Consider the following 23,966-nt stretch of genomic DNA (forward strand, 5'->3'; position numbering starts at 1 on the left):
GTCCCCGATCCCCTATGACTGCAGGTTCAAGCGAGATTGCGCAGTTCGCGCAGCGCCACCGACAGCATCGCCAGGTCGGCCGGCGGGCCGTCGGCGAGCTCGGTCAGCAGGCGGCCGACGCGCTCGAGTTCGACGCGGTTGCGCTCCTCCCATTGCTGCAGCCGATGCTGCGGATCGCCGCTGCCCTGGCTGACCACGTGCTGGGCGACCGAGCGCTGCAGGTCGGCCAGGTCGTCGGCCAGCGCCACCTTCGCCAGGTTCTGCCAGTAGGTTTCGGTCGGCAGCGCGCGGATCTGCTGGCGCAGCCGCTGCAGGTCCAGGCTGCGCTCGACGCCGAAATGCACCTGCGCCGTGTCCGCCAGCGCGCTCTGGGTGCCGTCCGCGATCTCGGCGATGTCCAGCGCGGTGAACAGGCCGTCGGTCGCGTCGATGCGGCGCGCCAGTTCCGGCGGCACGCCGGCGCCGACCCAGCCGGCCACGCGCCGCGATCCCGAGGCCACGCCTTCGAGCCGCGGCCGCAGCGCGTCCACCGCCGGCCGGAAGCGCTGCACCATGTGCTCCATCGGCTCGGCCAGCCGGCGCGAACGCAGGAACCACGTGGTGGCGCGGGTGGTCAGGCGGTCCAGCTCCAGGATCATCTCGGACTGCACCGCGTCCGGCACCTTGTTGTCCAGCGCCTCGATCTGCTGCCAGACCGCGACATAGCCGAACACCTCGCGCGTCGCCAGGTAGGCGCGCACGATCTGCGCCGGCGTGGCGCTGGTCATCTCCATCAGCCGGTGCACGAAGGTCGAGCCGACCCGGTTGACCATGCTGTTCAGGACATGGGTGGCGATGATCTCGCGCCGCAGCGGATGGCGCGGGATCAACGGGCCGAACTTCTCGCGCAGCAGCGCCGGGAAGTAGCGCTGCAGGGCGGTGGCGATCCACGGGTCTTCGGGCAGGTCCGAGGCCATCAGCTGCTCGGACAGCCACATCTTGCTGTACGCCAGTAGCACCGCGCGCTCGGGGCTGGTCAACCCCAGGCCCTTGCCCTTGCGCTCGGCGATCGCGCCGTCGGTCGGCAGGAACTCGATTGCGCGGTCCAGGTGCCCGCCTTTTTCCAGGAAGCGCATGAAGCGCGCCTCCTGGTCGATCAGGCCCACGCCCTGGCGGCCGGCCACCGACAGCGCCTGGGTCTGGAAATAGTTGTCGCGCAGCACCAGCGCGGCGACGTCGTCGGTCATCTGCGGCAGCAGCTGGTTGCGCTGCTTTTCGGTCATCTCGCCGTCGCCCACGGCCAGCCCCAGCAGGATCTTGATGTTGACCTCGTGGTCCGAGGTGTCCACGCCGGCGGAGTTGTCGATCGCATCGGTGTTGATCCGCACGCCGTTGAGCGCCGCCTCGATCCGCCCCGGCTGGGTGAAGCCGAGGTTGCCGCCCTCGGCCACCACCTTGCAGCGCAGCTGGTTGCCGTCGATGCGCAGGGCGTCGTTGGCGCGGTCGCCGACGTCGGCATGGGCCTGGCCCGATGCCTTCACGTAGGTGCCGATGCCGCCGTTGTACAGCAGGTCCACCGGCGCCTTCAGCAGCGCGCAGACCAGCTCGGTCGGCGTCAGCTGCTGCTCCACGATGCCCAGCACGGCGCGCGCCTGCGGCGAGATCGGGACCGATTTTTCCGAGCGGGCCCAGACGCCGCCGCCGTCGGAGATCAGCCTGGCCTCGTAGTCCGCCCACGACGACCGCGGCAGCGCGAACAGCCGGCGGCGCTCGGCCAGGCTGGCGGCCGGATCGGGTGCCGGGTCGATGAAGATGTGGCGGTGGTCGAACGCCGCCAGCAGTTTGATGTGCGGCGACAGCAGCATGCCGTTGCCGAACACGTCGCCCGACATGTCGCCGATGCCGACCACCGTGAAGTCGGTGGCCTGGGTGTCCACGCCCATTTCGCGGAAATGGCGCTTGACGCTTTCCCAGGCGCCGCGGGCCGTGATCGCCATCGCCTTGTGGTCGTAGCCGACGCTGCCGCCGGAGGCGAAGGCGTCGCCCAGCCAGTGGCCGTATTCCAGGCTGATGGCGTTGGCGTAATCCGAGAACGTCGCCGTGCCCTTGTCGGCCGCCACCACCAGGTAGGGATCGTCGCCGTCCATGCGCAGCACCCGCGGCGGCGGCACCGGCCGGTCCGCCACCAGGTTGTCGGTGATGTCCAGCAGGCCGCGCAGGTAATCCTGGTAGCAGGCGATGCCCTCCTTCATGAAGGCCTCGCGGTCCGAGGCCGGCGGCGCCTTCTTCAGCACGAAGCCGCCCTTGGAGCCGACCGGCACGATCACGGTGTTCTTCACCATCTGCGCCTTCACCAGGCCCAGCACCTCGGTGCGGAAGTCGTCCGGCCGGTCCGACCAGCGCAGGCCGCCGCGCGCCACCTTGCCGCCGCGCAGGTGGATGCCTTCGAAGCGCGGCGAATAGACGAAGATCTCGCACAGCGGCAGCGGCTTGGGCAGCCCGGGCACCCGTGCGCTGTCCAGCTTGAAGCTCAGGAAGCTGCGGCGCGGGCCGGGCGCGCCCGAGTGGCCGACGCCGGTGCACCAGTAGTTGGTGCGCAGCGTCGCCTGCACCAGCGCCAGCAGCTGGCGCAGCACGCGGTCTTCCGACAGGTTGCTCACCTTTTCCAGCGCCTTGCCGATCGCGTTGGCCTGCGCCCGCGCGCCCTCCTCGTCGTGGTGGTCCGGGTCGAAGCGCAGCCGGAACAGGCCCACCAGCATGCGCGCGATGCGCGGGTGCGCCGCCAGCGTCGAGGCGATGGTGGCCTGCGACTGCGCGAAGCCGATCTGCTTGAGGTACTTGGCGTAGGCGCGCAGCACCACGATCTCGTCGGCCGCCAGCCCGGCCAGCAGCACCAGCCGGTTGAAATCGTCGTTCTCCACCTCGCCCTGAAACACGCGGGCGAAGGCCTCCTCGAACAGCCGGGCCACGGCGTCCGGGTCGCCGTCCGCGGCCGGCGGCGCCTCCAGCTCGAAGTCGTGCAGCGCGATCTGGCCGGTGCCCTCGCCGGCGCCGATCCGGTAGTTGGATTCGCCCAGCACCCGCACGCCCATGTGTTCGAGCATCGGCAGGCTGTCGGACAGCACCACCGGATCGCCCAGCCGGTAGACCTTGAAGCCCAGCCGGCCCGGCGCCGCGCCCAGCGGCTGGTACAGCGCCACCGCCAGCGGCGAGGCCGGCGCCAGCCCGGTCATCTTGAGCAGGTCGGGCACGGCGGCTTGGGCGGTGACCCGCTCGCGGTAGTCGGCCGGCACGGCGCCGGACCACTGCTTGAACAGCGCCAGGCCGCGCGCCTCGCCCTCGGCACCGACCAGTGCGTCGCGCAGCACGTCGTCCCAGCGCCGCGCCGCCTGGGCCAGCCGGCGCTCCAGGTCCTTGCGGTCGAACTCCGGCACCTGGCCCGGTGTGGTGCGCACGGTGAAGTGGATGCGCGCCAGGATCGTGTCGGTGAGCAGCACATCGAAATCGCAGGCCGTTCCGCCCAGCGCCGGAATCAGGATGCGCTGCAGCCGCAGCCGCAGGTCGGTCGAATAGGCATCGCGCGGCACGTACACCAGGCAGGAGACGAAGCGGTCGAACGGGTCGCGCCAGGTGAACAGGCGCAGCCGCTGGCGCTCGCCCAGCGCCAGGATGCCGAGCACGGTGTCGTAAAGCTCGTCGTCGGGGATCTGGAACAGGTCGTCGCGCGGAAAGGTTTCCAGGATGTGCTGCAGCGCCTTGGCCAGGTGGCCGCCGGGTGGCAGGCCGGCACGCCGGGCGATCGCTTCCACCTTGCCGCGCAGCAGCGGCGTTTCCACCACCCGGGCGCTGTACGCGGTGGAGGTGAACAGGCCGATGAAGCGGTGCTCGCCGATCACCTCGCCGGCGGCGTTGTAGCGCTTGACGCCGATGTAGTCGGTGTAGCCGGCACGGTGCACGGTGGAACGGGTGTTGGCCTTGGTGACGATCACCACCGGCTCGGGATGGCTGGCCAGCGCCCGCGCCTGCGGCGGCAGCGCGGAGAAGCTGGCCGAGAGCTGCTCCTGGGCGGTCTCGCGCAGCACGCCCAGCCCGCTGCCCGGCACCAGTTGCAGCGCCATCTGGTCCTGCTGGCGCACCAGGTCGTGGCAGCGGTAGCCCTGCAGCGTGATGTGGTCGTTGGCCAGCCATTGCAGGAAGGCGCGGCTCTCGGCCAGGCCGGGGCCCTGCAGCGAGGCCGGTGCCTGCTCCAGTTCGGCGATGGCGTCGTGCAGCTTCGCGACCATCGGCTTCCAGTCCTGCACCGCCGCGCGGACGTCGGCCAGCACCCGCTCCAGGCCGGCCGCGAGCTCGGCCCGCTGGCGCGGATCGACCATGCGGTCCACCTCGATCAGCATCCACGATTCGTTGCCCGGCTGGGCGCCGCCGGCGCGCGGCTGGATCGAGGTGAGCTGGCCGGCGGCGTCGCGCCCGACGCTGTAGATCGGATGGGTGATCAGGTGCAGCGTCAGCCCCTGGCGGTTGATCTCCATGGTGACGCTGTCCACCAGGAAGGGCATGTCGTCGTTGACGATCTCGACCACGCTGTGGGACGAGGACCAGCCGTTCTCGGCCAGTGCCGGGCTGGAGACGCGGACCTTGGCCCGGCCCTGCTCGCGCACCGCGCCGAACTGCCAGTGCGACAGCAGCGCCCCCAGCAGGTCCTCGGCGCTGCGCTCGGCCAGGTCTTCGTCGTCGAGCTGGCGGAACTGCTCGCGCACGAACAGCTCCATCGCCGGTCGCTGCTGCGCCGGCAACCGGCCGGCGGCCAGCGCCAGGACGGATTCAATGCGCTCGGCGCGGCGCGCGTCTGTGGCTGCATCCATGATCGGTCTCCGGGCAGTTCGCCCAGCGCAACTCTAGTCCCGCGCCGGGCAATTCACCACAACGGCGGGCGGACGGGTCAGCGCTTCTTGCGCGGGCTGATGCCCATGGCTTCCCGGCTCTTGTCGATGCGCGCCTTCTTCTTGGCGTTTTCCTTCTCGACCGCCTTGCGCTTGCTGTAGCCGGTGGCATCGGCCCACGCCCACCACAGCACAGCCAGCCCGAAGGGGGCGAAGACGACGTACCAGGACCAGGTGGCCACCGGCCCGATCTCACCGTACCAGAGAACCAGCAGGATGATGCCGGTGATGAGGAAAAGCATCTCTAACACTCCAATGACGGCCGGTGCCGGCCGCGCAACACGCAAGGTCAACGCCAGTCACTACAATCGCGTTAAACGAATGTAACTCAACCTATTGGGGAAAAGATGAAACGCGCCCTTTTTGTATTGCTGGCCGCCGGCACGCTGGCAGCCCCCGCCTTCGCCGACCTGGCCCTGGCCACTTCCAAGAACTGCATGGCCTGCCACGCCATCGACAAGAAGCTGGTCGGCCCCGCCTACAAGGACGTGGCCGCCAAGTACGCCGGCCAGAAGGACGCTGTCGACAAGCTGTCCGCCAAGATCATGAAGGGCGGTTCCGGCGTCTGGGGCCCGGTACCGATGCCGGCCAACACGCAGGTGAACGAAGCCGAAGCCAAGAAGCTCGCCGCCTGGGTGCTCACGCTGAAGTGACCTGAGCAAAAAAAGAAAGGCCGCTCTTCGAGCGGCTTTTTTTTTGTGCGGTCATCCCGGCCCTGAGCCGGGATCCAGACCTCGGCCTGGACGCGGCCCCATCGGCGCGCCGGCGTCTGGATGCCGGATCAAGCCCGGCATGACAGTTACAGCTTTTCCGCCAGCTGCTCCAGGATCGCCGGGTTCTCCAGGGTGCTGGTGTCCTGGGTGATCGCCTCGCCCCTGGCGATGGAGCGCAGCAGGCGGCGCATGATCTTGCCGCTGCGGGTCTTGGGCAGGTTGTCGCCGAAGCGGATGTCCTTGGGCTTGGCGATCGGCCCGATCTCCTTGGCCACCCAGTTGCGCAACTGCGTGGCGATCTTCTGCGCCTCCTCGCCGGTGGGACGCGAGCGCTTGAGCACGACGAAGGCGCACACCGCCTCGCCCGTCATGTCGTCGGGACGGCCGACCACGGCAGCCTCCGCCACCAGCTCCGTCATCGAGACCAGCGCCGACTCGATCTCCATCGTGCCCAGCCGGTGGCCCGACACGTTCAGCACGTCGTCGATCCGGCCGGTGATGCGGAAGTAGCCGCGGTCTTCGCTGCGCACCGCGCCGTCGCCGGCCAGGTAATAGGTGCCGCCCATCTCCTCCGGGAAATAGCTCTTCTTGTAGCGCTCCGGGTCGCCCCAGATGTTGCGGATCATCGACGGCCAAGGGCGCTTGACCACCAGCATGCCGCCCGAGCCGTTGGGCACGTCCTTGCCGACCTCGTCGACGATCGCCGCCATGATCCCCGGCAGCGGCAGCGTGCAGGAGCCCGGCACCAGCGGCGTCGCGCCCGGCAGCGGCGTGATCATGTGGCCGCCGGTCTCGGTCTGCCAGAAGGTGTCCACGATCGGGCAGCGCTCGCCGCCCACGTGCTTGTGGTACCACATCCACGCCTCCGGATTGATCGGCTCGCCCACCGAGCCCAGGATGCGCAGGCTGCTCAAGTCGTAGCGCGCCGGGTGCACCTTCTCGTCGCCCTCGGCCGCCTTGATCAGCGACCGGATCGCCGTCGGCGCCGTGTAGAACACCGTGACCTTGTGCTTCTGGATCATGTCCCAGAAGCGGCCGGCGTTCGGATAGGTGGGCACGCCTTCGAACACCACCTGGGTGCAGCCCGCGGCCAGCGGGCCGTAGGCGACATAGCTGTGGCCGGTGACCCAGCCGATGTCGGCGGTGCACCAGAACACGTCCGACGGCTTGATGTCGAAGGTCCAGTCCATCGTCACCTTGGCCCACAGCAGGTAGCCGGCGGTGGAATGCTGCACGCCCTTGGGCTTGCCGGTGGAGCCGGAGGTGTAGAGGATGAACAGCGGATGCTCCGCGTTCACCGGCACCGGCACGCATTCGGTGGACTGGCCCTCGAGCGCTTCGTCGAAGGTCTGGTCGCGCCCGGCCACCATGTTGCAGGCGGTGGCGGTGCGCATGTAGACGAGCACTTGCTTGAGCGTGTTGCAGCCGCCCATCGCGATGGCTTCGTCGACGATGGCCTTGAGCGGCAGTTCCTTGCCGCCGCGCATCTGGTAGTTGGCGGTGACAACCGCGACCGCGCCGGCATCGATGATCCGCTCGTGCAGCGCCTTGGCCGAGAAGCCGCCGAACACCACGCTGTGGGTGGCGCCGATGCGCGCGCACGCCTGCATCGCCACCACGCCCTCGATCGTCATCGGCATGTAGATGATGACCCGGTCGCCCTTGTTCACGCCCTGCGCCTTCAGCGCATTGGCGAACTGGCTCACGCGCGCCAGCAGCTGCTTGTAGGTGATGCGCGTGACGGCGCCGTCGTCGGCCTCGAAGACGATCGCGTCCTTGTTTTCCACGGGCGTGCCCAGGTGCTTGTCCAGGCAGTTGGCCGACGCGTTGAGCTCGCCGTCGGCGAACCACTTGTAGAACGGCGCGTTCGACTCGTCCAGCGTCCTGGTGAAGGGCTTGGTCCAGGCCAGGTTCTCGCGGGCCAGCCGGGCCCAGAAGCCCTCGAAGTCCTGGCCCGCCTCGGCGCACAGCGCCTCGTAAGCCTTCATGCCCGAAATGCGGGCGCCTTTGACGGCTGCCTCGGGCGGCGGGAACACGCGGTTTTCGACCAGGACCGATTCGATGGCGCTCATGAGGTTGTCTCCACTGATGTCGATTGCGGGCAACTGTCACGCGTTGCACTTACAAGGCACTGACTAGCTGGAAGCTTACAAATCTACCCTCATCCGGCGGGCTGCGGCGCCCGACTCTACAATCCGCCGCAGAGCACAAACCTGACTGGAACCTGATGAACGACGAAGCAACCCTCAAGCCGGCCCCGCCGCTGCGGCCCCTGCCGAACCTGATTTTCGCCAGCCGCTGGCTGCAGCTGCCGCTGTACCTCGGGCTGATCGCGGCGCAGGGCGTGTACGTGCTGCACTTCCTGGTGGAGCTGTGGCACCTGATCGAGGCGGCATTCGGCAGCCAGACTGCCCTGCAGGCGCTGATCGCCAGCATCGGCTACAAGACCACGGCGCCCATCACCTCGCTCAACGAGACGGTGATCATGCTCGTGGTGCTGGCCCTGATCGACGTGGTGATGATCTCCAACCTGCTCATCATGGTGATCGTGGGCGGCTACGAGACCTTCGTCAGCCGCATGAACCTGGAAGGGCACCGCGACCAGCCCGAATGGCTCAGCCATGTGAACGCCTCGGTGCTCAAGGTCAAGCTGGCCACCGCCATCATCGGCATCTCGTCGATCCACCTGCTCAAGACCTTCATCAACGCAGACAACTACACCGACCGCGTGCTGGTGGCGCAGACGGCGATCCACATCACCTTCCTGCTGTCGGCGATCGCCATCGCCTTCACCGACAAGATCATGTCGGGCATCGCCGAGCGGCGCCACTGAGCAGGGAAGGTCTGCCCCACCGCGTCTCACACCATCTTCTCGGGCCGCACCCACTGGTCGAACTGCTCGCCGCTGACGTAACCGGTGGCCAGCGCCGCCTCGCGCAGGCTGCTTCCCTCCTTGTGCGCCTTCTTGGCGATCTCGGCGGCCTTGTCGTAGCCGATGTGCGGATTGAGGGCGGTGACCAGCATCAGCGAGCGGCCGACCAGCTCGGCGATCCGCTCCCTGTTCGGCACGATGCCCACCGCGCAGTGGTCGTTGAAGCTGACCATGCCGTCGGCCAGCAGCCGCACGCTCTGCAGGAAGTTGTGGGCGATCATCGGCCGGAACACGTTCAGCTCGAAGTTGCCCGAGGCGCCGCCGAAGTTGATGGCGACGTCGTTGCCGAACACCTGGCAGCACAGCATGGTGACGGCCTCGCTCTGGGTCGGGTTGACCTTGCCGGGCATGATCGACGAGCCGGGCTCGTTCTCGGGGATGCTGATCTCCCCGATCCCGCTGCGCGGCCCGCTGGCCAGCCAGCGGATGTCGTTGGCGATCTTCATCATGCTGGCGGCCAGCGTCTTGAGGGCGCCATGGGCGTGGACCAGCGCGTCGCAGCTGGCCATCGCCTCGAACTTGCTCGGCGCGCTGACGAAGGGCAGGCCGGTCAGGCGCGACAGCTCCGCCGCGACGTTCTCCGCATAGCCCGCAGGCGCGTTCAGGCCCGTGCCCACCGCGGTGCCGCCCAGCGCCAGCTCGCACAGGTGCGGCAGCGCGCCGTGCAGGTGGCGGTCGCCCTGCTCCAGCTGCGCCGCGTAGCCGGAAAACTCCTGGCCCAGCGTCAGCGGCGTGGCGTCCTGCAGGTGGGTGCGGCCGATCTTGACGATGTCCTTGAACTCGTGCGCCTTGGCGTCCAGCGTCGCCCGCAGCTTCATCACCGCCGGCGCCAGCTTGCGCATCAAGCCCTCCACCGCCGCCACGTGCATGGCGGTGGGAAAGACGTCGTTGGACGACTGGCTCTTGTTGACGTCGTCGTTGGGATGGATGAGGCGGCCCTCGCCCCGCTGGCCGCCGAGCAGCTCGCTGGCGCGGTTGGCCAGCACCTCGTTGACGTTCATGTTGGTCTGGGTGCCGGAGCCGGTCTGCCAGACCACCAGCGGGAACTCGCCGGCGTGCTGGCCGGCGATCACCTCGTCGGCCGCCGCGATGATGGCGGCCGCCTTGTCCTGCGGCAGCAGGCCCAGCAGGTTGTTCACCACCGCCGAGGAGCGCTTGATCTGGGCCAGCGCCCGGATCAGCTCGGGCGGCTGGCGCTCGCCCGAGATGTTGAAGTTGACCAGCGAGCGCTGGGTCTGCGCGCCCCAGAGCCGCTCGGCCGGCACCTCGATGGGGCCGAAGGTATCTCGTTCAATCCGTGTGTTCATGGCGGGTTCCGCTGGGCTGTCAGGGCGAAGACTGCCCTTGGCGACCGTAGCAGACTTGGGACGGGTTGTGTATGCCCCGGCGCCCGTCCGGAATAATCCGGCAGACCACCGATTCCCTCATCCGATGACGACTGCAATACGACGACGCCCCCCGCACCAACGTGCGCAGCCTGTTCGGCCACCAGCCGCGCCGCGTGCTGGACACTGGGTGCGCGGCCGGCGCCGTCAGTGGCGCACTGAAGACGTCCGTTCCGGGCCTGTGGGCCCCGGGGTGCCGCGCTTTCAGCGACCGGGCTCCAGGAAGGACCGAAGCAGCAAGCGGGTCGGCGTCGAGCCGATGTTCAGCCGCTGGAACTCGGCGCGGTCCATGCGCCTGAATGCCATGTCCCACCCGCCGAACTCACGCTGCGCGATCGGCTCGTAATACAGCGTGATCAGCCCGCGATGGCGGCTGCTCGGGCGGATCCGGGCAAGCACTGCCTCCAGCGCGGGCTCCGTGCCCTCGAGCGCCTGGAAGAAGTTGCCGTCGCAATACAGCAGCATGCCGGTGACCTGATGCACGCGATTGTTCTCGCGCGCTTGTTCCAGCAGCACCTCCAGCTCATGGTCGGTGAACAGAGTGGTCGCTGAACTCGCGTAGACGAAGCTGTGAAGGGGATCGGGCACCTGGATTCCTTCGCGTCATTCTAGCCACGCGCTCCAGGGCCGATGGAAGAAATTCCGCGCGTCCGGACATGCGGTCGAAGCGGGCTTTGCCGCTGCTGCCCGGTGAGATCCCGCGTCAGAACTCTTTCCATTCGCGGTCGGCGGAGGCCTTGCCGATCACCGGTGCTCCCAGCGCCGGCGAAACAGCCGACGCAGGCTTGACAGGCTTCCAGACCCTGATCGGCGGCGGGGCGCCGCCGATCGTGGAGTTCCGCGCCGGTGATCCCTGCCCCGTGGCGTATCCGATCTGCTCGGTCCCCAGCTTGAAGCGCGAGACCATCTGCAGCAGCGAGCCAGCCTGCTCCCTCATCGACTCGGTGGCGGCCGTCGCCTCCTCGACCAGCGACGCGTTTTGCTGGACGACCTGGTCCATCTGATTGACGGCAGTGTTGACCTGCCCGATGCCGGAACTCTGTTCCTGGCTGGCGGCGGCGATCTCCGCGATCAGGTCGCTGACCTTCCCCACCGACGACACGATCTCCTGCATCGTCCTGCCGGCGTTGTCCACCGGCTTGCTGCCGGCGTCCACCTGTTCGACGGAGGCGCCGATCAGCGTCTTGATTTCCTTGGCGGCGGCGGCGCTGCGCTGCGCCAGGTTGCGCACCTCCGCCGCGACCACGGCAAACCCGCGGCCCTGTTCACCGGCGCGGGCCGCTTCCACCGCGGCGTTCAGCGCCAGGATGTTGGTCTGGAACGCGATGCCGTCGATCACGCCGATGATGTCGGAGATCTTCCTGGACGACTCCGAGATGCCGGTCATGGTGCTGACGACCTGCCCCACCACCTCACCGCCCTTGCGCGCCACTTCGGAAGCGCCGACCGCCAGTTCGCTGGCTTGCCGCGCGTTGTGTGCATTCTGGGTGACGGTGGAGGTGAGCTCCTCCATCGAGCTGGCGGTCTCTTCCAGTGTGCTGGCCTGTTCCTCGGTGCGTTGCGACAGGTCGACGTTCCCCTGCGCGATCTGGGCGCTGGTGTCGGACACCGCATGCGCGCCGGACGCGACCTCCCCCACCAGGGAGCGCAGGTTGGCCTGCATGGTGCGAAGCGAAGCCAGCAGCTGGCCGACCTCGTCGCCGGACCGCACTTCGATTTCGTGCGTCAGGTCGCCCGTGGCGACCCACTCGACCGAGGCCAGCGCCGTGCTCAAGGGCCGCGTGATGGATCGCGCCAGCAGCCACATGAGCGAGGCCGCCCCACAGTCTCCGCGCAACCGACGCATAAGGAAAACACAGGGTTTATCGCTGAGCATAGGAAAGGGTACAGTCGCCCCTTAGTCGGGAGGCTTCAATGATCAGACCCTCAATATGTCTGCTCCTCGCACTCGCTACCGGTCTCGCACACGCATCCGAGCAGGTGGTTACCCTGGTTCAGGGCTCGCCGCCTACTAAGGTGCCGATTTCATTTCTATCCGCTGCCGACTGGGAAGAGCAAGGCTATGTTCGAGTCCGAGTTCAAGTGGACAATGCCAATGGGCAAACGTGCATCAGCCCTACAGCAACGCACGGGTTTGACAACCTCTTTTTTGACAATAAGCTCGACGTAGCAATCACGGCGCGAGTTGTCGGTTTTTCGAATGTCGACTCCTCTCGCGACATTCCGATCGCCGTTTACAACTGGAACGGAACGAATTACTGCAAGTCGGCCTTTCAACCTGCGATAGTTCTCGTGCCGTACACCCCGCTGCGCAGTACACAAGACCCAGGGGCTCTTGTCGGGGAGCAACCGGGTATCGTCGTTTCTGTAAAGAGTCTGGCGCAGTCAAAACAGCAGCTCACCACTTACGCCCAGGTTGCCCTTGCGCTGAGTAGCGATCTAGCAACCGGAGGCGCAGCAACCACAGTAGCTGGTCTGACGAAGTACGGAACGGCTCCCGGCTTAAAAAGTCTTTTGGACGCGTTAAGCACAAACAGCGTCACCGAGCAAACGCTGCCAATTAGGTTGTTGTGGACTGACATCGTGACGGGGCTACCGAGCGTGTCCGTAATTCTGAAGCGCGCGGAGACACGGCGCTACACGGCTCCAGGAGACTATATTCCAAGGCGGGAGCGCGTTGATGAAGCCATCGCCAGAATAAGAAGTGACAGCTCTCAAGGGGATGAGTTGTTGACCATGACGTTTAATTTTGAGGTAAGGCGATCCGTCCTGGTCGACCGCGGGCAACTTGATCCGCATTCGATGCTGCCGAAGCCGAACACTACCGAAACACAAGTCGACAATGTTCTGAACTTCCCCAAAAAGGGCGTGTCAGACGCAATTGCTGGACTGACCGTAAACCAGCTATTAAATGCCGCTTCGCCCTCATCCTTGGCGCAGACGACATCCCAGGCGAATCGTTCATCGGGATGCTCGAAGTTATTCAATGACTTAAAAGCTGCGTTTGCTGTAAAGGTAGATGTTCCCGTGCTGTTTGACGCTGCCCTCCAGAGCGTTCAGCGTGATTGGAATCAGCAACCTAACTTCTACACGCCATGCCTGAAGCCCGAGATAAAGGCCGGAATCGAAACCTATCAAGGGCAAAGCTATTTCCCTAACATGGTTGTTCAGCGCGAAACCGAATTGGCTCTGAACCAGGGAGCAGTGTGGAATAACTACTATGAAGAGTATCTCGAGGATTTCAAGGACGCTTTGCTTTCCAGCGATCGAGGAGCGGACAAGTTCAAGGCCCTAATCCCTGATGGGACTGTTTTGCCGGAGTGGCCAAAGTCCTTACCGACTCCCAATCCGGCGCCGACTTCAGGCTCGCAATTCTTCGCCGACCTGGCGCCCGTTAAGGTTGGCTGCATTTTTGGCTTCGTGGACACCAGAGGCAAATACACCATCGCAATGACGATGGTCACAAGGAACGAAAAGGGCAACAACCATCCGTACATACTCGTGGTGCGACCCGGTTCGGGCGCAGGCGGACCGTCAACGCTGCATGCGCCGATCGAGTGGATGGCAGTCCGCGACCTGGACGAGACGAAAAATATTGGGTACGCGGGCTTGCTGCTTCAAAGCACTTTTGATGACCACTCCATCTGCGGCAACCCAAGCGGAAAACCGAGATCGGCTGAAGACCTGCTGGCTTCTTTACGGTCTTGAGGCAATTGCGAGTTGCTGATGCGCCCCTTGCACATGCTGGGCGGTTCAGCCAAGCCGGTGCCGCGGCAGCCGTTCAGTAACACATAGATTGCGCGCAGGTGGAGCGCAGCAAGGTAGGGCAAAAATGGGGTTTTAATGGGTGTTGGACCCATTCGGTACATCAGCTAAGTCAGCAGTCAGTGGAAGCGTCAGCACAAGCGGCGTGGGCCAGCGTGTTGCACAACGTGCAGATGGTGCGCAGCAGCGTTCACCGACGGCACCAATGCGCTACAATCGCCGCATGCATTGAACGTAGCGCTTGAAGCGCATCACTGCAGACCAAACGAAAGCCGCCCGGCCACCAGGGCGGCTTTTTTTTTGCCCCAATGTGCCGCTACACCGTACAGCGAGAGTGCTATGACGAAACTGCCTGATCTCATGAAACATTTCGCCAAGGAAAAGGCTTTTGTGAAACTGTGCGCGCTTGCGCTGCTGATTGCGCCGGCCATCCTCTTGTCACTCGCGCACGTGCTAGCGGCGCTCAGGTGAGCAACGAGCCGATGTCGGCGCAGCTCGTAGCGAAGGCGTCAGCCCAAGCGTTCCGGGCAATGTCTGGGCCAGTGCCGCTGAAGGCGCGCTGCGAAGTGAGCGAGCAAAGCGGGCAGCAATGGCATAGTTCTGGCTGCACACAAGGCGATAAGCATGACAAAGTTCTACGACGGGCAGGTTGAAGTCGTTCAGTTGAAGGCAGTTCCGGTCCAAGTGCCGGCCGATTCAGAAGAAGACGCCGTGCAGCAAGCGAAGAACGTGGCCGCAGCGAAGGAGCCTGAGTTCCGCGTGACGGAAAACGTTGAGCTTCGCTTCGTCGGCGAAGGGGACCTTGGCCTCGGCTCACGCGTCGTTCACTCCTTGATGGGAACAGGAGTCATCGAGCACGCGGCTCCCAATCCAAATGGAGGCTTCAATTTCCGAGTCAGGTTCGACAAGGGAATAATCAAAGACATCGTCGGGCCAGGCGAAGAGCTGCGACCGGAGGCGCTCGTGCAGACTAACGGCGCCCCTTACATCCATCACTACATCGTCAGGTTGAAGTGGGAGCGGGGCCCCAACAAGCTTGAGCTGATCGGAAAGGCGCAGAACAAGAAGGAGCGCGTCGACCCCGCCCTCCTCGCTGCCCTGAAGTGGTTCCGTGAGCACACGAGCGATGGATTCATTAAGCAAATCCAGATCACGCACTCGGCGAATTTGGATAACGATGGGACTGGCGTTACCCACTTCCCGCTGTGGTCTTACGAGGTTAGCGCGTCCTTCAAATCGGACGAAGCCCTGAACCGGTTCTTGCTGATGATGCAGGACTAGGCTGTCCGACGAAGTAGATCAAATGATTTGCATCTAACACCTATTCCTCTTCTTCCTCCTCCTCTTCTTCGGTCGCTGCGGATCGAACCATCGGGCTGCGCGGGGGCTGGGGGTGATTAACGTCGGGCTGTGGACATTGGATCAACTATTTGTGGGGACCTCTCCGTTCGGAACTTACGCGGGCTCTGGAGGCGGGGTACTCTTCATCTCGTTAATCGCTTCCAACAACTTGATCGTCGTATTCCCGTCAAGCGAATCTCCTTGGTATCGCACTTCGTACAGTCCCTGTAGGTTTGACGGCAGCTTGACGCCGTCCCGCACCAACAAGATGAACCGTCTTCCGTACAAGGCCATGGCAGCGCCGATCTCTATGAGTACGTTGGGGTTGATCACCGTGTGCTCTTTGGCATCCTTGTCGATTAGCACCATCTCACCCTCTACGTGGATGATCGCTGCGCCGCAGGCTCGCATGTCGTTCATCACTTTATCAGGGACCGGCTGCGCCACAGATTGCTTCTCAACGGAAACCACCGGAATCATCTCGCCAAACCCGAGAAGCTTCTTAATTGGCTCGATGAAGCTAGTGTTCTTCCCGTGGGTGATGAACACTTTCCTGCTGCGCGGGTCTGTTGTTGCAGGTGCCGGCGCGGGCGGCACAGCAACAGCTCCTTCCGATGCTGCGTCATCAAACGGTTCAGGTATGTCTCTCGCCTTTTCCGAAGCATTTGACTCTGGTGCCGTAGGCTCGCTGGTCTGCGGTGGCTTCACGCCTCCCAAGTCCGCGTATTTCCGGTCCTTAATGATCCGAATGAAGCCCACGCTGTTTGCAGTCGAGATAATCATTTCCCATACAGCTTGAGCCCGATCTGCCGGAACTTTCATTCCCTTAAGAACATTGAACCCGATCTCTTCGCGCGGCAGTTGAGACCCTGAGTACTTCGACAGGAACTCTCGGATGATCCTGGGTTTCAGCACGGCTTCACGCTTGGCCACAAGGTCGTCGCCCTCCTCAGTCGGTTCGATGATCCTTCTGGCAAGTTCAGTTACCGAAATCGACTGCGCGTTGTAACCGCCCGTAGTCAAGCCGTAGGCGATCGACGCGCCGCACAGCATTCGGAACTTGGAGCTTGTTGTTTGCATCTCCAGCGCAGCAGCAACATCCAACGGCGTGGAAGCATCGCCACCGTATTGCTCTAGGATAGCCCGAGCGACAAGTAGAGCGTCATCGATTCCATATGCAGGAATGTCCTCCTGCGACATGTAGGATCGAGGCTTGTCGGGCGCTTTAGACGGAATCGGAGTTGCCTTCTTGGCTGCAGCTTTTGGGGCAGGTGTCTGTTTGGGCGACTTCGTCTGTTCTTTTGCCATGTTCCCTCCTTAGGTTTGGCCGTCACTTGCGCCCCCCATTCTGGGCACAGCTGAGCAATATATCTGCAAGGGTGCCGCGTTTGTGCAGATTTTGTACAGGTGTGCAGCGTCGCCCCAAGCGTATTAAGTGCCACCGGAGCGTGAAGGATGCCGCCCGAGAAGCGTTTGAGATAATCCGCCAAGCCCCTGCACTACCCTCTCAAGACCATGCCAACCACCATCAAGTACAACGACCTCGTCGAATCGATCGCCGCCTCGCTGCAGTACATCAGCTACTACCACCCCGCCGACTACATCGCCCACCTGGCGCGCGCGTACGAGCGCGAGCAGAGCGCGCCCGCCAAGGACGCGATCGCGCAGATCCTGACCAACAGCCGCATGAGCGCCACCGGCCACCGGCCGATCTGCCAGGACACCGGCATCGTCAACGTGTTCGCCAAGGTCGGCATGGACGTGCGCCTCGAGGGCTTTCCGGCCGGCTTCGAGGACGCGATCAACGACGGCGTGCGCCGCGGCTACAGCCATCCGGACAACACCCTGCGCGCCTCGGTGGTGGGCGATCCGCAGTTCGCCCGCAAGAACACCGGAGACAACACGCCGGCCGTGATCTTCACCGAGCTGGTGCCCGGCGACAAGCTGGAGATCACCGTCGCGGCCAAGGGCGGCGGCAGCGAGAACAAGAGCAAGCTGGCGATGCTCAATCCGTCGGACTCGATCGTCGACTGGGTGCTCAAGACGGTGCCGACGATGGGCGCCGGCTGGTGCCCGCCGGGCATGCTGGGCATCGGCATCGGCGGCACGGCGGAGAAGGCCGTGCTGCTGGCCAAGGAATCGCTGATGGAAGACATCGACATGTACGAGCTGCTGCAGCGCGGCCCCTCGAACAAGGTCGAGGAAATGCGCGTCGAGCTGTACGAGAAGGTCAACGCACTGGGCATCGGTGCGCAGGGCCTGGGCGGCCTGACCACGGTGCTGGACGTCAAGATCAGGATGTACCCCACCCACGCGGCCGGCAAGCCGGTGGCGATGATCCCGAACTGCGCCGCCACCCGGCACGCGCACTTCACCATGGACGGCTCCGGCCCGGTGTACCTGGACCCGCCCAGCCTGGACCTGTGGCCGAACGTCAACTGGGCGCCGGACGAGAAGAAGAGCCGGCGCGTCAACCTCGACACGCTGACGCCGGCCGAAGTGGCCAGCTGGAAGTCGGGCGAGACGCTGCTGCTGAACGGCAAGATGCTGACCGGCCGCGACGCCGCCCACCAGCGCATCAAGGAGATGCTGGCCCGCGGCGAGAAGTTGCCGGTGGATTTCACCAACCGCGTCATCTACTACGTCGGCCCGGTCGATCCGGTGGGCAAGGAAGCGGTGGGACCGGCGGGACCGACCACCTCGACCCGGATGGACAAGTTCACCGACATGATGCTGGGCCAGACCGGCCTGATCGCCATGATCGGCAAGGCCGAACGCGGTCCGGAAACGGTGGAATCGATCCGCCAGCACAAGAGCGCGTACCTCATGGCTGTGGGTGGCTCCGCCTACCTGATCTCCCGCGCGATCAAGAGCGCGAAGGTGCTGGGCTTCGCCGACCTCGGCATGGAAGCGATCTACGAATTCGACGTCACCGACATGCCCGTGACGGTTGCAGTGGACGCCGGCGGGACGAACGCGCATGTGACCGGCCCGGCCGAGTGGAAAAAGAAGATCGCCACCGGCGAGTTCAGGAACATCCCGGTCGCCGTCGCCTGAATGGGACGACATTGGGCTCCGACGCCATTTCCGCCAGCCGGCCCATCGGCGTCTTCGACAGCGGCGTCGGTGGCCTGAGCATCCTGCGCGCGCTGCGCGCGGAGCTGCCGGCGGAGAACTTCGTCTACCTGGCCGATGCCGGCTTCGCGCCTTACGGCGAGCGCGACGACGCCTTCGTGGCGGAGCGCGCCCGTGCGGTGGCGCAGCGCCTGCTCGACGAGCATGCGATCAAGGCGCTGGTCATCGCCTGCAACACCGCGACGGCGGCAGCGGTGCATGTGCTGCGCGCGCAGCTGCCCGGGCTGCCCATCGTCGGCGTGGAGCCGGCACTCAAGCCGGCGCTTGCCCTCACCCGCACCGGCCGCATCGGCGTGCTGGCCACGCGCGCCACGCTCGCCAGCGCCAAGTTCGCGGCGCTGCAGGCGGCGCTCCAGGGGCAGGCGCAGTTCGTGCTGCAGGCCTGCGACGGCCTGGCCGACGCGATCGAGACGAACGACGGCCCGCGCATCGCCGAACTCTGTGCGCAATACACCGGGGCCCTGGGGCGCCTGGGCGCCGACAGCGGCGCCATCGACACCCTGGTGCTGGGTTGCACGCACTACCCGTTCGCCCAGCCGCAGCTGCAGCAGCTGGCCGGAGCGGACGTGCACCTGGTGGAAACCGGCCAGCCGGTGGCCCGGCAGACCCGCAGGCTGCTGGAGTCAGCCGGGCTGCGGGCGCCGGCCGGCGCCGGAGCGCTGCGCCTGGAGTCGACCGGCGAGCTGGCGGCGCTGGAGCGGGCTGCGGCACGCTGGCTCTAAGGCCAGCACCCGGTCCGCCTGCGCGACCGGCGCTCCAGCCTAGCCCGTGCTCAATGCAGGTGGCGCGGCCGGCGGCCGCCGCTGCCGTGGCCCGAGCTGCCGGAGCCGCCGGTGCCGCGCGGCGGCTTGCCGATCTCCAGCGAGTTGACCAGCGCGTCGAAGCGCTGGCTGAACAGCTTGTCGATCTCGGCCACCACGCCCGACAGCTCCGAGCCGTCGAAATGGCGCTCCATCAGGTTGATCACGTCCTGCACCAGCAGGTCGCGCTGCACCTGCATGATCGCGGCGGGCGTCGGGCCGACGAACAGGATGACGAAGTCGTCGCGCGACTCGGCGTCGTCGCCTTCCTCGTCCTCGTCGAACTCGGCGTCGTAGAAGGTGATCTCGATGGCGGCGCCCTGCTCGGCCAGTTCGTTCAAGCTCATGCACATCTCGTCGAGCGACTGGCGGAAATCCTCGTCGCCGGCGACCGTCCAGCACATCCGCAGCAGGTGTTCGGGGGCGTCGAACTTGATGCCGGGCTCTTCCTCGTAGGCGCTCTCGGCGCCATCGGCCAGCGACTTGGCGCCCGCGTACTTCCACAGCGGCTTGAGCGCGTCCTGCAGCTGGGCAAATGTCACGTCGGCGCGCAGCGGCACGTCGCCATGGACATGGATTTCAAAGGGGGCGTTGTAGCGTGACATGGGGTTCTCCGTCTTTGGCCGCCCCCGGTTTCGGCGGCGAGCGGGCACCAGCCGAGTGTATTCCGGCCGGCCGGCCCCGGAATGCCCGACGCTATGATCGGACCTCGCGCGGGTGGTGGAATTGGTAGACACATCGGGCTTAAAACCCGCCGCCAACCCGAAAGGGAGCGTACGGGTTCGAGTCCCGTCCCGCGCACCAACCTTCCCGGTTCGCGGTCATGTCGTCGGGCAACGGGCCGATGCCGAAGCGATCGCCCGGTCGGGCGCAGCCTGGTCGACCATCGCGCCGACGCACGAGCGGAACAGCGCCTGCATCTCGCCCGCGGTCTCCTTCATTCCGTTCTCGGTCCACCAGGCCAGCAGCGCGGCCAGGTTCGCCACGATCAGGCGGCAGGCGACCGGCACCGTGAACGGTGCGCACAAGGACGCTCCTGCGGTCAGGCGCTCGGCCAGGATGGACGCCGCGCGTTCCTCCATCACCTCCTGCAGCACCCGCAGCGAACGGGCCGCGGCGCCGCGGCCGGCGACCAGGCGATACAGCATCGGCATGTCGCGGACGTGCGCGAACAGCGGCGTCGCGTCCAGCAGGGCCGGCTGGTCCGGGCCCGAGCGAAGCATCGTCGTGCAGACGTGGCGCAGCTGGGCGCGCAGCAGGTCGTCCTTGGAGGTGTAGTGCTCGTAGAACGTCGCGAGGCCGACGTCGGCCTCGCGCACGATGTCGCTGACGCCAACGGCTTCGTAGCCGCGCCGCTGGAGCAGCGAGAGAAATGCGGTGTCGATGCTGCGCCGTGTCCGCGCGACCCGCCGGTCGGCGGGTTTCCGGACACCTTCGGGCCGACGTCCGGTAGGAGACATGGTGAGCCTGTTGCGGGTGGAGTTCGACGAGGATGCACGGAATGATAAGGGCCGTCCCCACTTCGATCGCGCCGATGACACCCACCCGCCTGCGCCTGCTTGCCGCCGCCGCACTGCCCATGCTCCTGCCGCTGCTGCTGGTGATCGTCTTCGCCATGCACCTGCGCGGCCTGCCGCAGTTCCTGGATTTCCGCCTGCGCTACCTGCCGACCCCGCCGCAGGTCATCGTGCCCTGGCTGATCGCGCACGGCGGACAGCGTCCGCTGCTGCACGACCCGCACGTCATCGCGTACCTGGCGCTGCCGCTGTTCCTGGTGACAGCGTTGCGGCTGCATCGCCTCGCTGCGCCGGGCCGCGCCGCTGCCAGCGCCGCGGCGTGCATGGTGACGGTGGTCGGGACGATCTACCTGGGCGGCCTGTTCGGCATGTGGACGGCGTTCTACGACGGCCTGGCCCGTGTCGACGCGCGCGACGTCGAAGGCGCCACCGCGGCCTACGCCGCCATGACGTCGCCGCAAGGTGCGTTCCTGCTCACGACGACGCTTGCCAAGCTGGCTTTCGTCGGCCTGGCGCTCCAGGGGCTGGTTCTCTGGGGCCGCACGGCGCGCGCCCGCGCAGCGTCGGCGTGCATCATTGCCGGCGCAGCGCTGTTCCTCGCGTTCTGGGACCTGGACAACTGGATGCTGGTGGGCAGCGTGCTGCTGCTCGTCGGGCTTGCCATGAGCCGCCCGGCCCGCGAGATGCCTGAGGCCGGCTTCACGCAGTGATTCCGGCAGAAGCCGGCGTCGCAAGGAGGCAGAAACTGGAGGCGCGACCCAGAGTCGAACTGGGCTAGCGGGATTTGCAATCCCGTGCATAACCGATTTGCTATCGCGCCAAGAAAAAGGGAAGCCGGAGCTTCCCTTTTTTAAAATTGGAGCGGGAAAAGAGTCTCGAACTCTCGACCTCAACCTTGGCAAGGTTGCGCTCTACCAACTGAGCTATTCCCGCATTTCGAGCCTCGAATTATAGCGTAGTTTTTCGCTGCGCTGCAACCTGGGCTCGCTCAATTCAATGTTTCACCGATACCGGCGTGGTGACCGGAGCGGCGGTGGCGACCGCAGGCGCCTCCACTGCAGCGGCCGGCGCCTGCTCTTCGTCCGGCAATGGCGTGGGGTGGCGCTCGAGCGCCACTTCCAGCACCTTGTCGATCCACTTGACCGGCACGATCTCCAGGCCCGCCTTCACGTTGTCCGGGATGTCCTGCAGGTCCTTGGCGTTCTCTTCCGGGATCAGCACCGTCTTGATGCCGCCGCGCAACGCGGCCAGCAGCTTTTCCTTCAGGCCGCCGATCGCCGTCACCTCGCCGCGCAGCGTGATCTCGCCGGTCATCGCGACGTCGCCGCGCACCGGGATGCCGGTGAGCGCCGACACGATGGCCGTCGTCATCGCCGCGCCCGCGCTCGGGCCGTCCTTGGGCGTGGCGCCGTCGGGCACGTGGATGTGCATGTCCTTCTTCTCGAACACTTCGTCCTTGATGCCCAGGGCCCGGGCCCGGCTGCGCACCACGGTGCGCGCTGCCGCCACCGATTCCTTCATCACGTCGCCCAGCGAACCCGTGGTGGTGATGACGCCCTTGCCGGGCATCAGCGCGGCCTCGATGGTCAGCAGGTCGCCGCCCACTTCGGTCCACGCGAGTCCGACCACCTGGCCGACCTGGTTCTGGTTCTCGGCGCGGCCATAGGTGAACTTGCGCACGCCCAGGAAGTCGTTGAGGTTGGCGCCGTCGACCACGACCTTCGGCGTCATCTTCTTCAACTGCAGGCCCTTGACCACCTTGCGGCAGATCTTGGACAGCTCGCGTTCCAGCGAGCGCACGCCCGCCTCACGCGTGTAATAACGCACGATGTCGCGGATCGCCTCTTCGGAGACCAGCAGTTCGTTTTCCTTCACGCCGTTGTTCTTCATCTGCTTGGGCAGCAGGTACTTGATGGCGATGTTGGTCTTCTCGTCCTCGGTGTAGCCGGCCAGCCGGATCACTTCCATCCGGTCCAGCAGCGCCGGCGGGATGTTCATCGAGTTGGAGGTGGCCACGAACATCACGTCCGACAGGTCGAAGTCGACCTCCACATAGTGGTCGCCGAACTTGTGGTTCTGCTCCGGGTCCAGCACTTCCAGCAGCGCGCTGGACGGGTCGCCGCGGAAATCCGTGCCGAGCTTGTCGATCTCGTCCAGCAGGAACAGCGGATTGCGCGTCCCGACCTTGTTCAGGCTCTGCAGCACCTTGCCCGGCATCGCGCCGATGTAGGTGCGGCGGTGGCCGCGGATCTCCGCTTCGTCGCGCATGCCGCCAAGCGCCATGCGGACGTACTTGCGCCCGGTCGCCTTGGCGATCGACTGCCCGAGCGAGGTCTTGCCCACGCCCGGAGGGCCGACCAGGCACAGGATCGGCGCCTTCACCTTGTCCACGCGCTGTTGGACCGCGAGATATTCCAGGATGCGGTCCTTGACCTTCTCCAGCCCGTAGTGGTCTTCATTGAGCACCGCCTCGGCATGCGCCAGGTCGTGCTTGATCTTGGTCTTCTTGGCCCACGGCAGGCCGGTGAGCACGTCGATGTAGTTGCGCACCACCGTCGCCTCGGCCGACATGGGCGACATCAGCTTGAGCTTCTTGAATTCGCCCTCGGCCTTCTTCAATGCCTCCTTGGGCATCTTGGCAGCCTTGATCTTCTTTTCGATCTCCTCGATGTCGGCGCCCTCTTCGCCCTCGCCGAGCTCCTTCTGGATCGCCTTGACCTGCTCGTTGAGGTAGAAATCGCGCTGGTTCTTCTCCATCTGGCGCTTGACGCGGCCGCGGATCTTCTTGTCGACGTTCAGGATGTCGACCTCGCGCTCGATCTGCTCGAACAGGTTCTCCAGCCGCAGCTTGACGTCGGCCAGGTCCAGCACGATCTGCTTGTTATCCAGCTTGAGCGGCAGGTGGGCGGCGATGGTGTCCGCCAGCCGGCCCGGATCGTCGATGCTGGAGATCGAGGTCAGGATCTCGGGCGGGATCTTCTTGTTCAACTTCACGTACTGGTCGAACTGCTGCATCACGGCGCGCCGCAGCGCCTCGATCTCGCTGGACTTCTGCTCGCCCGCGGCCGCTTCCACCGGCGTGACATTGGCGGTGAAGTGGGCCTCGCCGTCGTCGATCTTGTTGACGCGGGCGCGCTGCTGGCCTTCCACCAGCACCTTGACCGTGCCGTCAGGCAGCTTGAGCATCTGCAGGATGGTGGAGACGCAGCCGACCTCGAACATGTCGGTGACCGACGGTTCGTCCTTGGCGGCGGCCTTCTGGGCCACCAGCATGATGCGGCGCTCCGATTCCATCGCCGTTTCCAGCGCCTTGATGCTCTTGGGCCGGCCGACGAACAGCGGAATCACCATGTGGGGGAACACCACCACGTCGCGCAGCGGCAGCAGCGGCAGGTCGATCGCGGTGGCAGGCAGTGGAATGTGTCCGGACATGCTTATCCTTTGAGTTACCCGATGAAT

At 65.6% G+C, this 23,966-nt stretch carries 17 protein-coding genes and 3 tRNA genes; 8 read left to right on the plus strand and 12 right to left on the minus strand.

Features of this window, described 5'->3' with window-relative positions:
• Window positions 1-26 precede the first annotated feature (26 nt).
• Window positions 27-4,841 (minus strand): NAD-glutamate dehydrogenase, encoded by a 4,815-nt coding sequence (locus tag ACFPOE_RS09430; protein ID WP_376849831.1) that lies wholly within the window; start codon window positions 4,839-4,841, stop codon window positions 27-29.
• Between the two features lie 77 nt (window positions 4,842-4,918).
• Window positions 4,919-5,161 carry a TIGR04438 family Trp-rich protein gene (locus tag ACFPOE_RS09435; protein ID WP_376849832.1) on the minus strand — a complete coding sequence of 81 codons (243 nt, stop codon included), beginning with the start codon at window positions 5,159-5,161 and terminating at the stop codon, window positions 4,919-4,921.
• Between the two features lie 105 nt (window positions 5,162-5,266).
• On the opposite strand from ACFPOE_RS09435, the gene ACFPOE_RS09440 reads away from it, so the two are divergent.
• Complete coding sequence (locus ACFPOE_RS09440; RefSeq protein WP_376849833.1) at window positions 5,267-5,572, plus strand: c-type cytochrome; 306 nt, start codon at window positions 5,267-5,269, stop codon at window positions 5,570-5,572.
• 146 nt (window positions 5,573-5,718) lie between these two features.
• Here the strand turns inward: ACFPOE_RS09440 and acs are convergent, their stop codons facing one another.
• On the minus strand, window positions 5,719-7,704 hold the full coding sequence (acs, locus tag ACFPOE_RS09445; protein WP_376849834.1) for an acetate--CoA ligase: 1,986 nt from the start codon (window positions 7,702-7,704) through the stop codon (window positions 5,719-5,721).
• 155 nt (window positions 7,705-7,859) lie between these two features.
• On the opposite strand from acs, the gene ACFPOE_RS09450 reads away from it, so the two are divergent.
• A complete protein-coding gene (locus tag ACFPOE_RS09450) occupies window positions 7,860-8,465 on the plus strand; it encodes a YqhA family protein (protein ID WP_376849835.1) in 606 nt (201 codons plus the stop codon).
• 26 nt (window positions 8,466-8,491) lie between these two features.
• Here the strand turns inward: ACFPOE_RS09450 and fumC are convergent, their stop codons facing one another.
• The 3 genes from fumC to ACFPOE_RS09465 form a co-directional block, all read right to left on the minus strand.
• Window positions 8,492-9,871 carry a class II fumarate hydratase gene (fumC, locus tag ACFPOE_RS09455; protein ID WP_376849836.1) on the minus strand — a complete coding sequence of 460 codons (1,380 nt, stop codon included), beginning with the start codon at window positions 9,869-9,871 and terminating at the stop codon, window positions 8,492-8,494.
• 282 nt (window positions 9,872-10,153) lie between these two features.
• Window positions 10,154-10,537: a BLUF domain-containing protein gene (locus ACFPOE_RS09460; RefSeq protein WP_376849837.1), complete on the minus strand. Its 384-nt coding sequence runs from the start codon at window positions 10,535-10,537 to the stop codon at window positions 10,154-10,156.
• Between the two features lie 115 nt (window positions 10,538-10,652).
• Window positions 10,653-11,825 carry a methyl-accepting chemotaxis protein gene (locus tag ACFPOE_RS09465; RefSeq protein WP_376849838.1) on the minus strand — a complete coding sequence of 391 codons (1,173 nt, stop codon included), beginning with the start codon at window positions 11,823-11,825 and terminating at the stop codon, window positions 10,653-10,655.
• A 38-nt stretch (window positions 11,826-11,863) separates the two neighbouring features.
• On the opposite strand from ACFPOE_RS09465, the gene ACFPOE_RS09470 reads away from it, so the two are divergent.
• Both ACFPOE_RS09470 and ACFPOE_RS09475 read left to right on the plus strand, forming a co-directional pair.
• Window positions 11,864-13,657 (plus strand): hypothetical protein, encoded by a 1,794-nt coding sequence (locus ACFPOE_RS09470; protein WP_376849839.1) that lies wholly within the window; start codon window positions 11,864-11,866, stop codon window positions 13,655-13,657.
• 681 nt (window positions 13,658-14,338) lie between these two features.
• Window positions 14,339-14,995, plus strand: a complete 657-nt coding sequence (locus ACFPOE_RS09475; RefSeq protein WP_376849840.1) for a hypothetical protein — start codon at window positions 14,339-14,341, stop codon at window positions 14,993-14,995.
• Between the two features lie 174 nt (window positions 14,996-15,169).
• Here ACFPOE_RS09475 and ACFPOE_RS09480 read toward each other — a convergent pair whose 3' ends face one another.
• On the minus strand, window positions 15,170-16,363 hold the full coding sequence (locus ACFPOE_RS09480) for a TIR domain-containing protein (RefSeq protein ID WP_376849841.1): 1,194 nt from the start codon (window positions 16,361-16,363) through the stop codon (window positions 15,170-15,172).
• 207 nt (window positions 16,364-16,570) lie between these two features.
• On the opposite strand from ACFPOE_RS09480, the gene ACFPOE_RS09485 reads away from it, so the two are divergent.
• Both ACFPOE_RS09485 and murI read left to right on the plus strand, forming a co-directional pair.
• Window positions 16,571-18,112, plus strand: a complete 1,542-nt coding sequence (locus ACFPOE_RS09485; protein ID WP_376849842.1) for a fumarate hydratase — start codon at window positions 16,571-16,573, stop codon at window positions 18,110-18,112.
• An 11-nt stretch (window positions 18,113-18,123) separates the two neighbouring features.
• Window positions 18,124-18,912, plus strand: a complete 789-nt coding sequence (gene murI / locus ACFPOE_RS09490; RefSeq protein ID WP_376849843.1) for a glutamate racemase — start codon at window positions 18,124-18,126, stop codon at window positions 18,910-18,912.
• A gap of 50 nt (window positions 18,913-18,962) precedes the next feature.
• Here the strand turns inward: murI and ACFPOE_RS09495 are convergent, their stop codons facing one another.
• Complete coding sequence (locus ACFPOE_RS09495; protein ID WP_376849844.1) at window positions 18,963-19,595, minus strand: DUF6806 family protein; 633 nt, start codon at window positions 19,593-19,595, stop codon at window positions 18,963-18,965.
• A 106-nt stretch (window positions 19,596-19,701) separates the two neighbouring features.
• On the opposite strand from ACFPOE_RS09495, the gene ACFPOE_RS09500 reads away from it, so the two are divergent.
• A tRNA-Leu gene (locus tag ACFPOE_RS09500) sits at window positions 19,702-19,794 on the plus strand.
• A gap of 17 nt (window positions 19,795-19,811) precedes the next feature.
• On the opposite strand, the gene ACFPOE_RS09505 is transcribed toward ACFPOE_RS09500, so the two are convergent.
• Window positions 19,812-20,450, minus strand: coding sequence for a TetR/AcrR family transcriptional regulator (locus ACFPOE_RS09505; protein ID WP_376849845.1), 639 nt, complete (start codon window positions 20,448-20,450; stop codon window positions 19,812-19,814).
• Window positions 20,451-20,524: 74 nt separating this feature from the next.
• On the opposite strand from ACFPOE_RS09505, the gene ACFPOE_RS09510 reads away from it, so the two are divergent.
• Window positions 20,525-21,217: a hypothetical protein gene (locus tag ACFPOE_RS09510; protein WP_376849846.1), complete on the plus strand. Its 693-nt coding sequence runs from the start codon at window positions 20,525-20,527 to the stop codon at window positions 21,215-21,217.
• Window positions 21,218-21,253: 36 nt separating this feature from the next.
• Here ACFPOE_RS09510 and ACFPOE_RS09515 read toward each other — a convergent pair.
• The 3 genes from ACFPOE_RS09515 to lon all read right to left on the minus strand — a co-directional run bounded on the left by ACFPOE_RS09515 (window position 21,254) and on the right by lon (window position 23,939).
• A tRNA-Cys gene (locus ACFPOE_RS09515) sits at window positions 21,254-21,327 on the minus strand.
• A 37-nt stretch (window positions 21,328-21,364) separates the two neighbouring features.
• A tRNA-Gly gene (locus tag ACFPOE_RS09520) sits at window positions 21,365-21,440 on the minus strand.
• Window positions 21,441-21,500: 60 nt separating this feature from the next.
• On the minus strand, window positions 21,501-23,939 hold the full coding sequence (lon, locus tag ACFPOE_RS09525; protein WP_376849847.1) for an endopeptidase La: 2,439 nt from the start codon (window positions 23,937-23,939) through the stop codon (window positions 21,501-21,503).
• Window positions 23,940-23,966: the final 27 nt, after the last annotated feature.

It is taken from the genome of Caenimonas terrae (assembly GCF_042655405.1).
Classification (GTDB): domain Bacteria; phylum Pseudomonadota; class Gammaproteobacteria; order Burkholderiales; family Burkholderiaceae_C; genus Ramlibacter; species Ramlibacter terrae_A.

Excerpts from the sequence above, each read along its gene's own strand:
- ACFPOE_RS09430 (WP_376849831.1), bottom strand. The coding sequence starts at position 4,841 with ATGGATGCAGCCACAGACGCGCGCCGCGCCGAGCGCATTGAATCCGTC.
- ACFPOE_RS09435 (WP_376849832.1), bottom strand. The coding sequence starts at position 5,161 with ATGCTTTTCCTCATCACCGGCATCATCCTGCTGGTTCTCTGGTACGGT.
- ACFPOE_RS09440 (WP_376849833.1), top strand. The coding sequence starts at position 5,267 with ATGAAACGCGCCCTTTTTGTATTGCTGGCCGCCGGCACGCTGGCAGCC.
- acs (WP_376849834.1), bottom strand. The coding sequence starts at position 7,704 with ATGAGCGCCATCGAATCGGTCCTGGTCGAAAACCGCGTGTTCCCGCCG.
- ACFPOE_RS09450 (WP_376849835.1), top strand. The coding sequence starts at position 7,860 with ATGAACGACGAAGCAACCCTCAAGCCGGCCCCGCCGCTGCGGCCCCTG.
- fumC (WP_376849836.1), bottom strand. The coding sequence starts at position 9,871 with ATGAACACACGGATTGAACGAGATACCTTCGGCCCCATCGAGGTGCCG.
- ACFPOE_RS09465 (WP_376849838.1), bottom strand. The coding sequence starts at position 11,825 with ATGCTCAGCGATAAACCCTGTGTTTTCCTTATGCGTCGGTTGCGCGGA.
- ACFPOE_RS09470 (WP_376849839.1), top strand. The coding sequence starts at position 11,864 with ATGATCAGACCCTCAATATGTCTGCTCCTCGCACTCGCTACCGGTCTC.
- ACFPOE_RS09475 (WP_376849840.1), top strand. The coding sequence starts at position 14,339 with ATGACAAAGTTCTACGACGGGCAGGTTGAAGTCGTTCAGTTGAAGGCA.
- ACFPOE_RS09480 (WP_376849841.1), bottom strand. The coding sequence starts at position 16,363 with ATGGCAAAAGAACAGACGAAGTCGCCCAAACAGACACCTGCCCCAAAA.
- ACFPOE_RS09485 (WP_376849842.1), top strand. The coding sequence starts at position 16,571 with ATGCCAACCACCATCAAGTACAACGACCTCGTCGAATCGATCGCCGCC.
- ACFPOE_RS09495 (WP_376849844.1), bottom strand. The coding sequence starts at position 19,595 with ATGTCACGCTACAACGCCCCCTTTGAAATCCATGTCCATGGCGACGTG.
- ACFPOE_RS09505 (WP_376849845.1), bottom strand. The coding sequence starts at position 20,450 with ATGTCTCCTACCGGACGTCGGCCCGAAGGTGTCCGGAAACCCGCCGAC.
- ACFPOE_RS09510 (WP_376849846.1), top strand. The coding sequence starts at position 20,525 with ATGACACCCACCCGCCTGCGCCTGCTTGCCGCCGCCGCACTGCCCATG.
- lon (WP_376849847.1), bottom strand. The coding sequence starts at position 23,939 with ATGTCCGGACACATTCCACTGCCTGCCACCGCGATCGACCTGCCGCTG.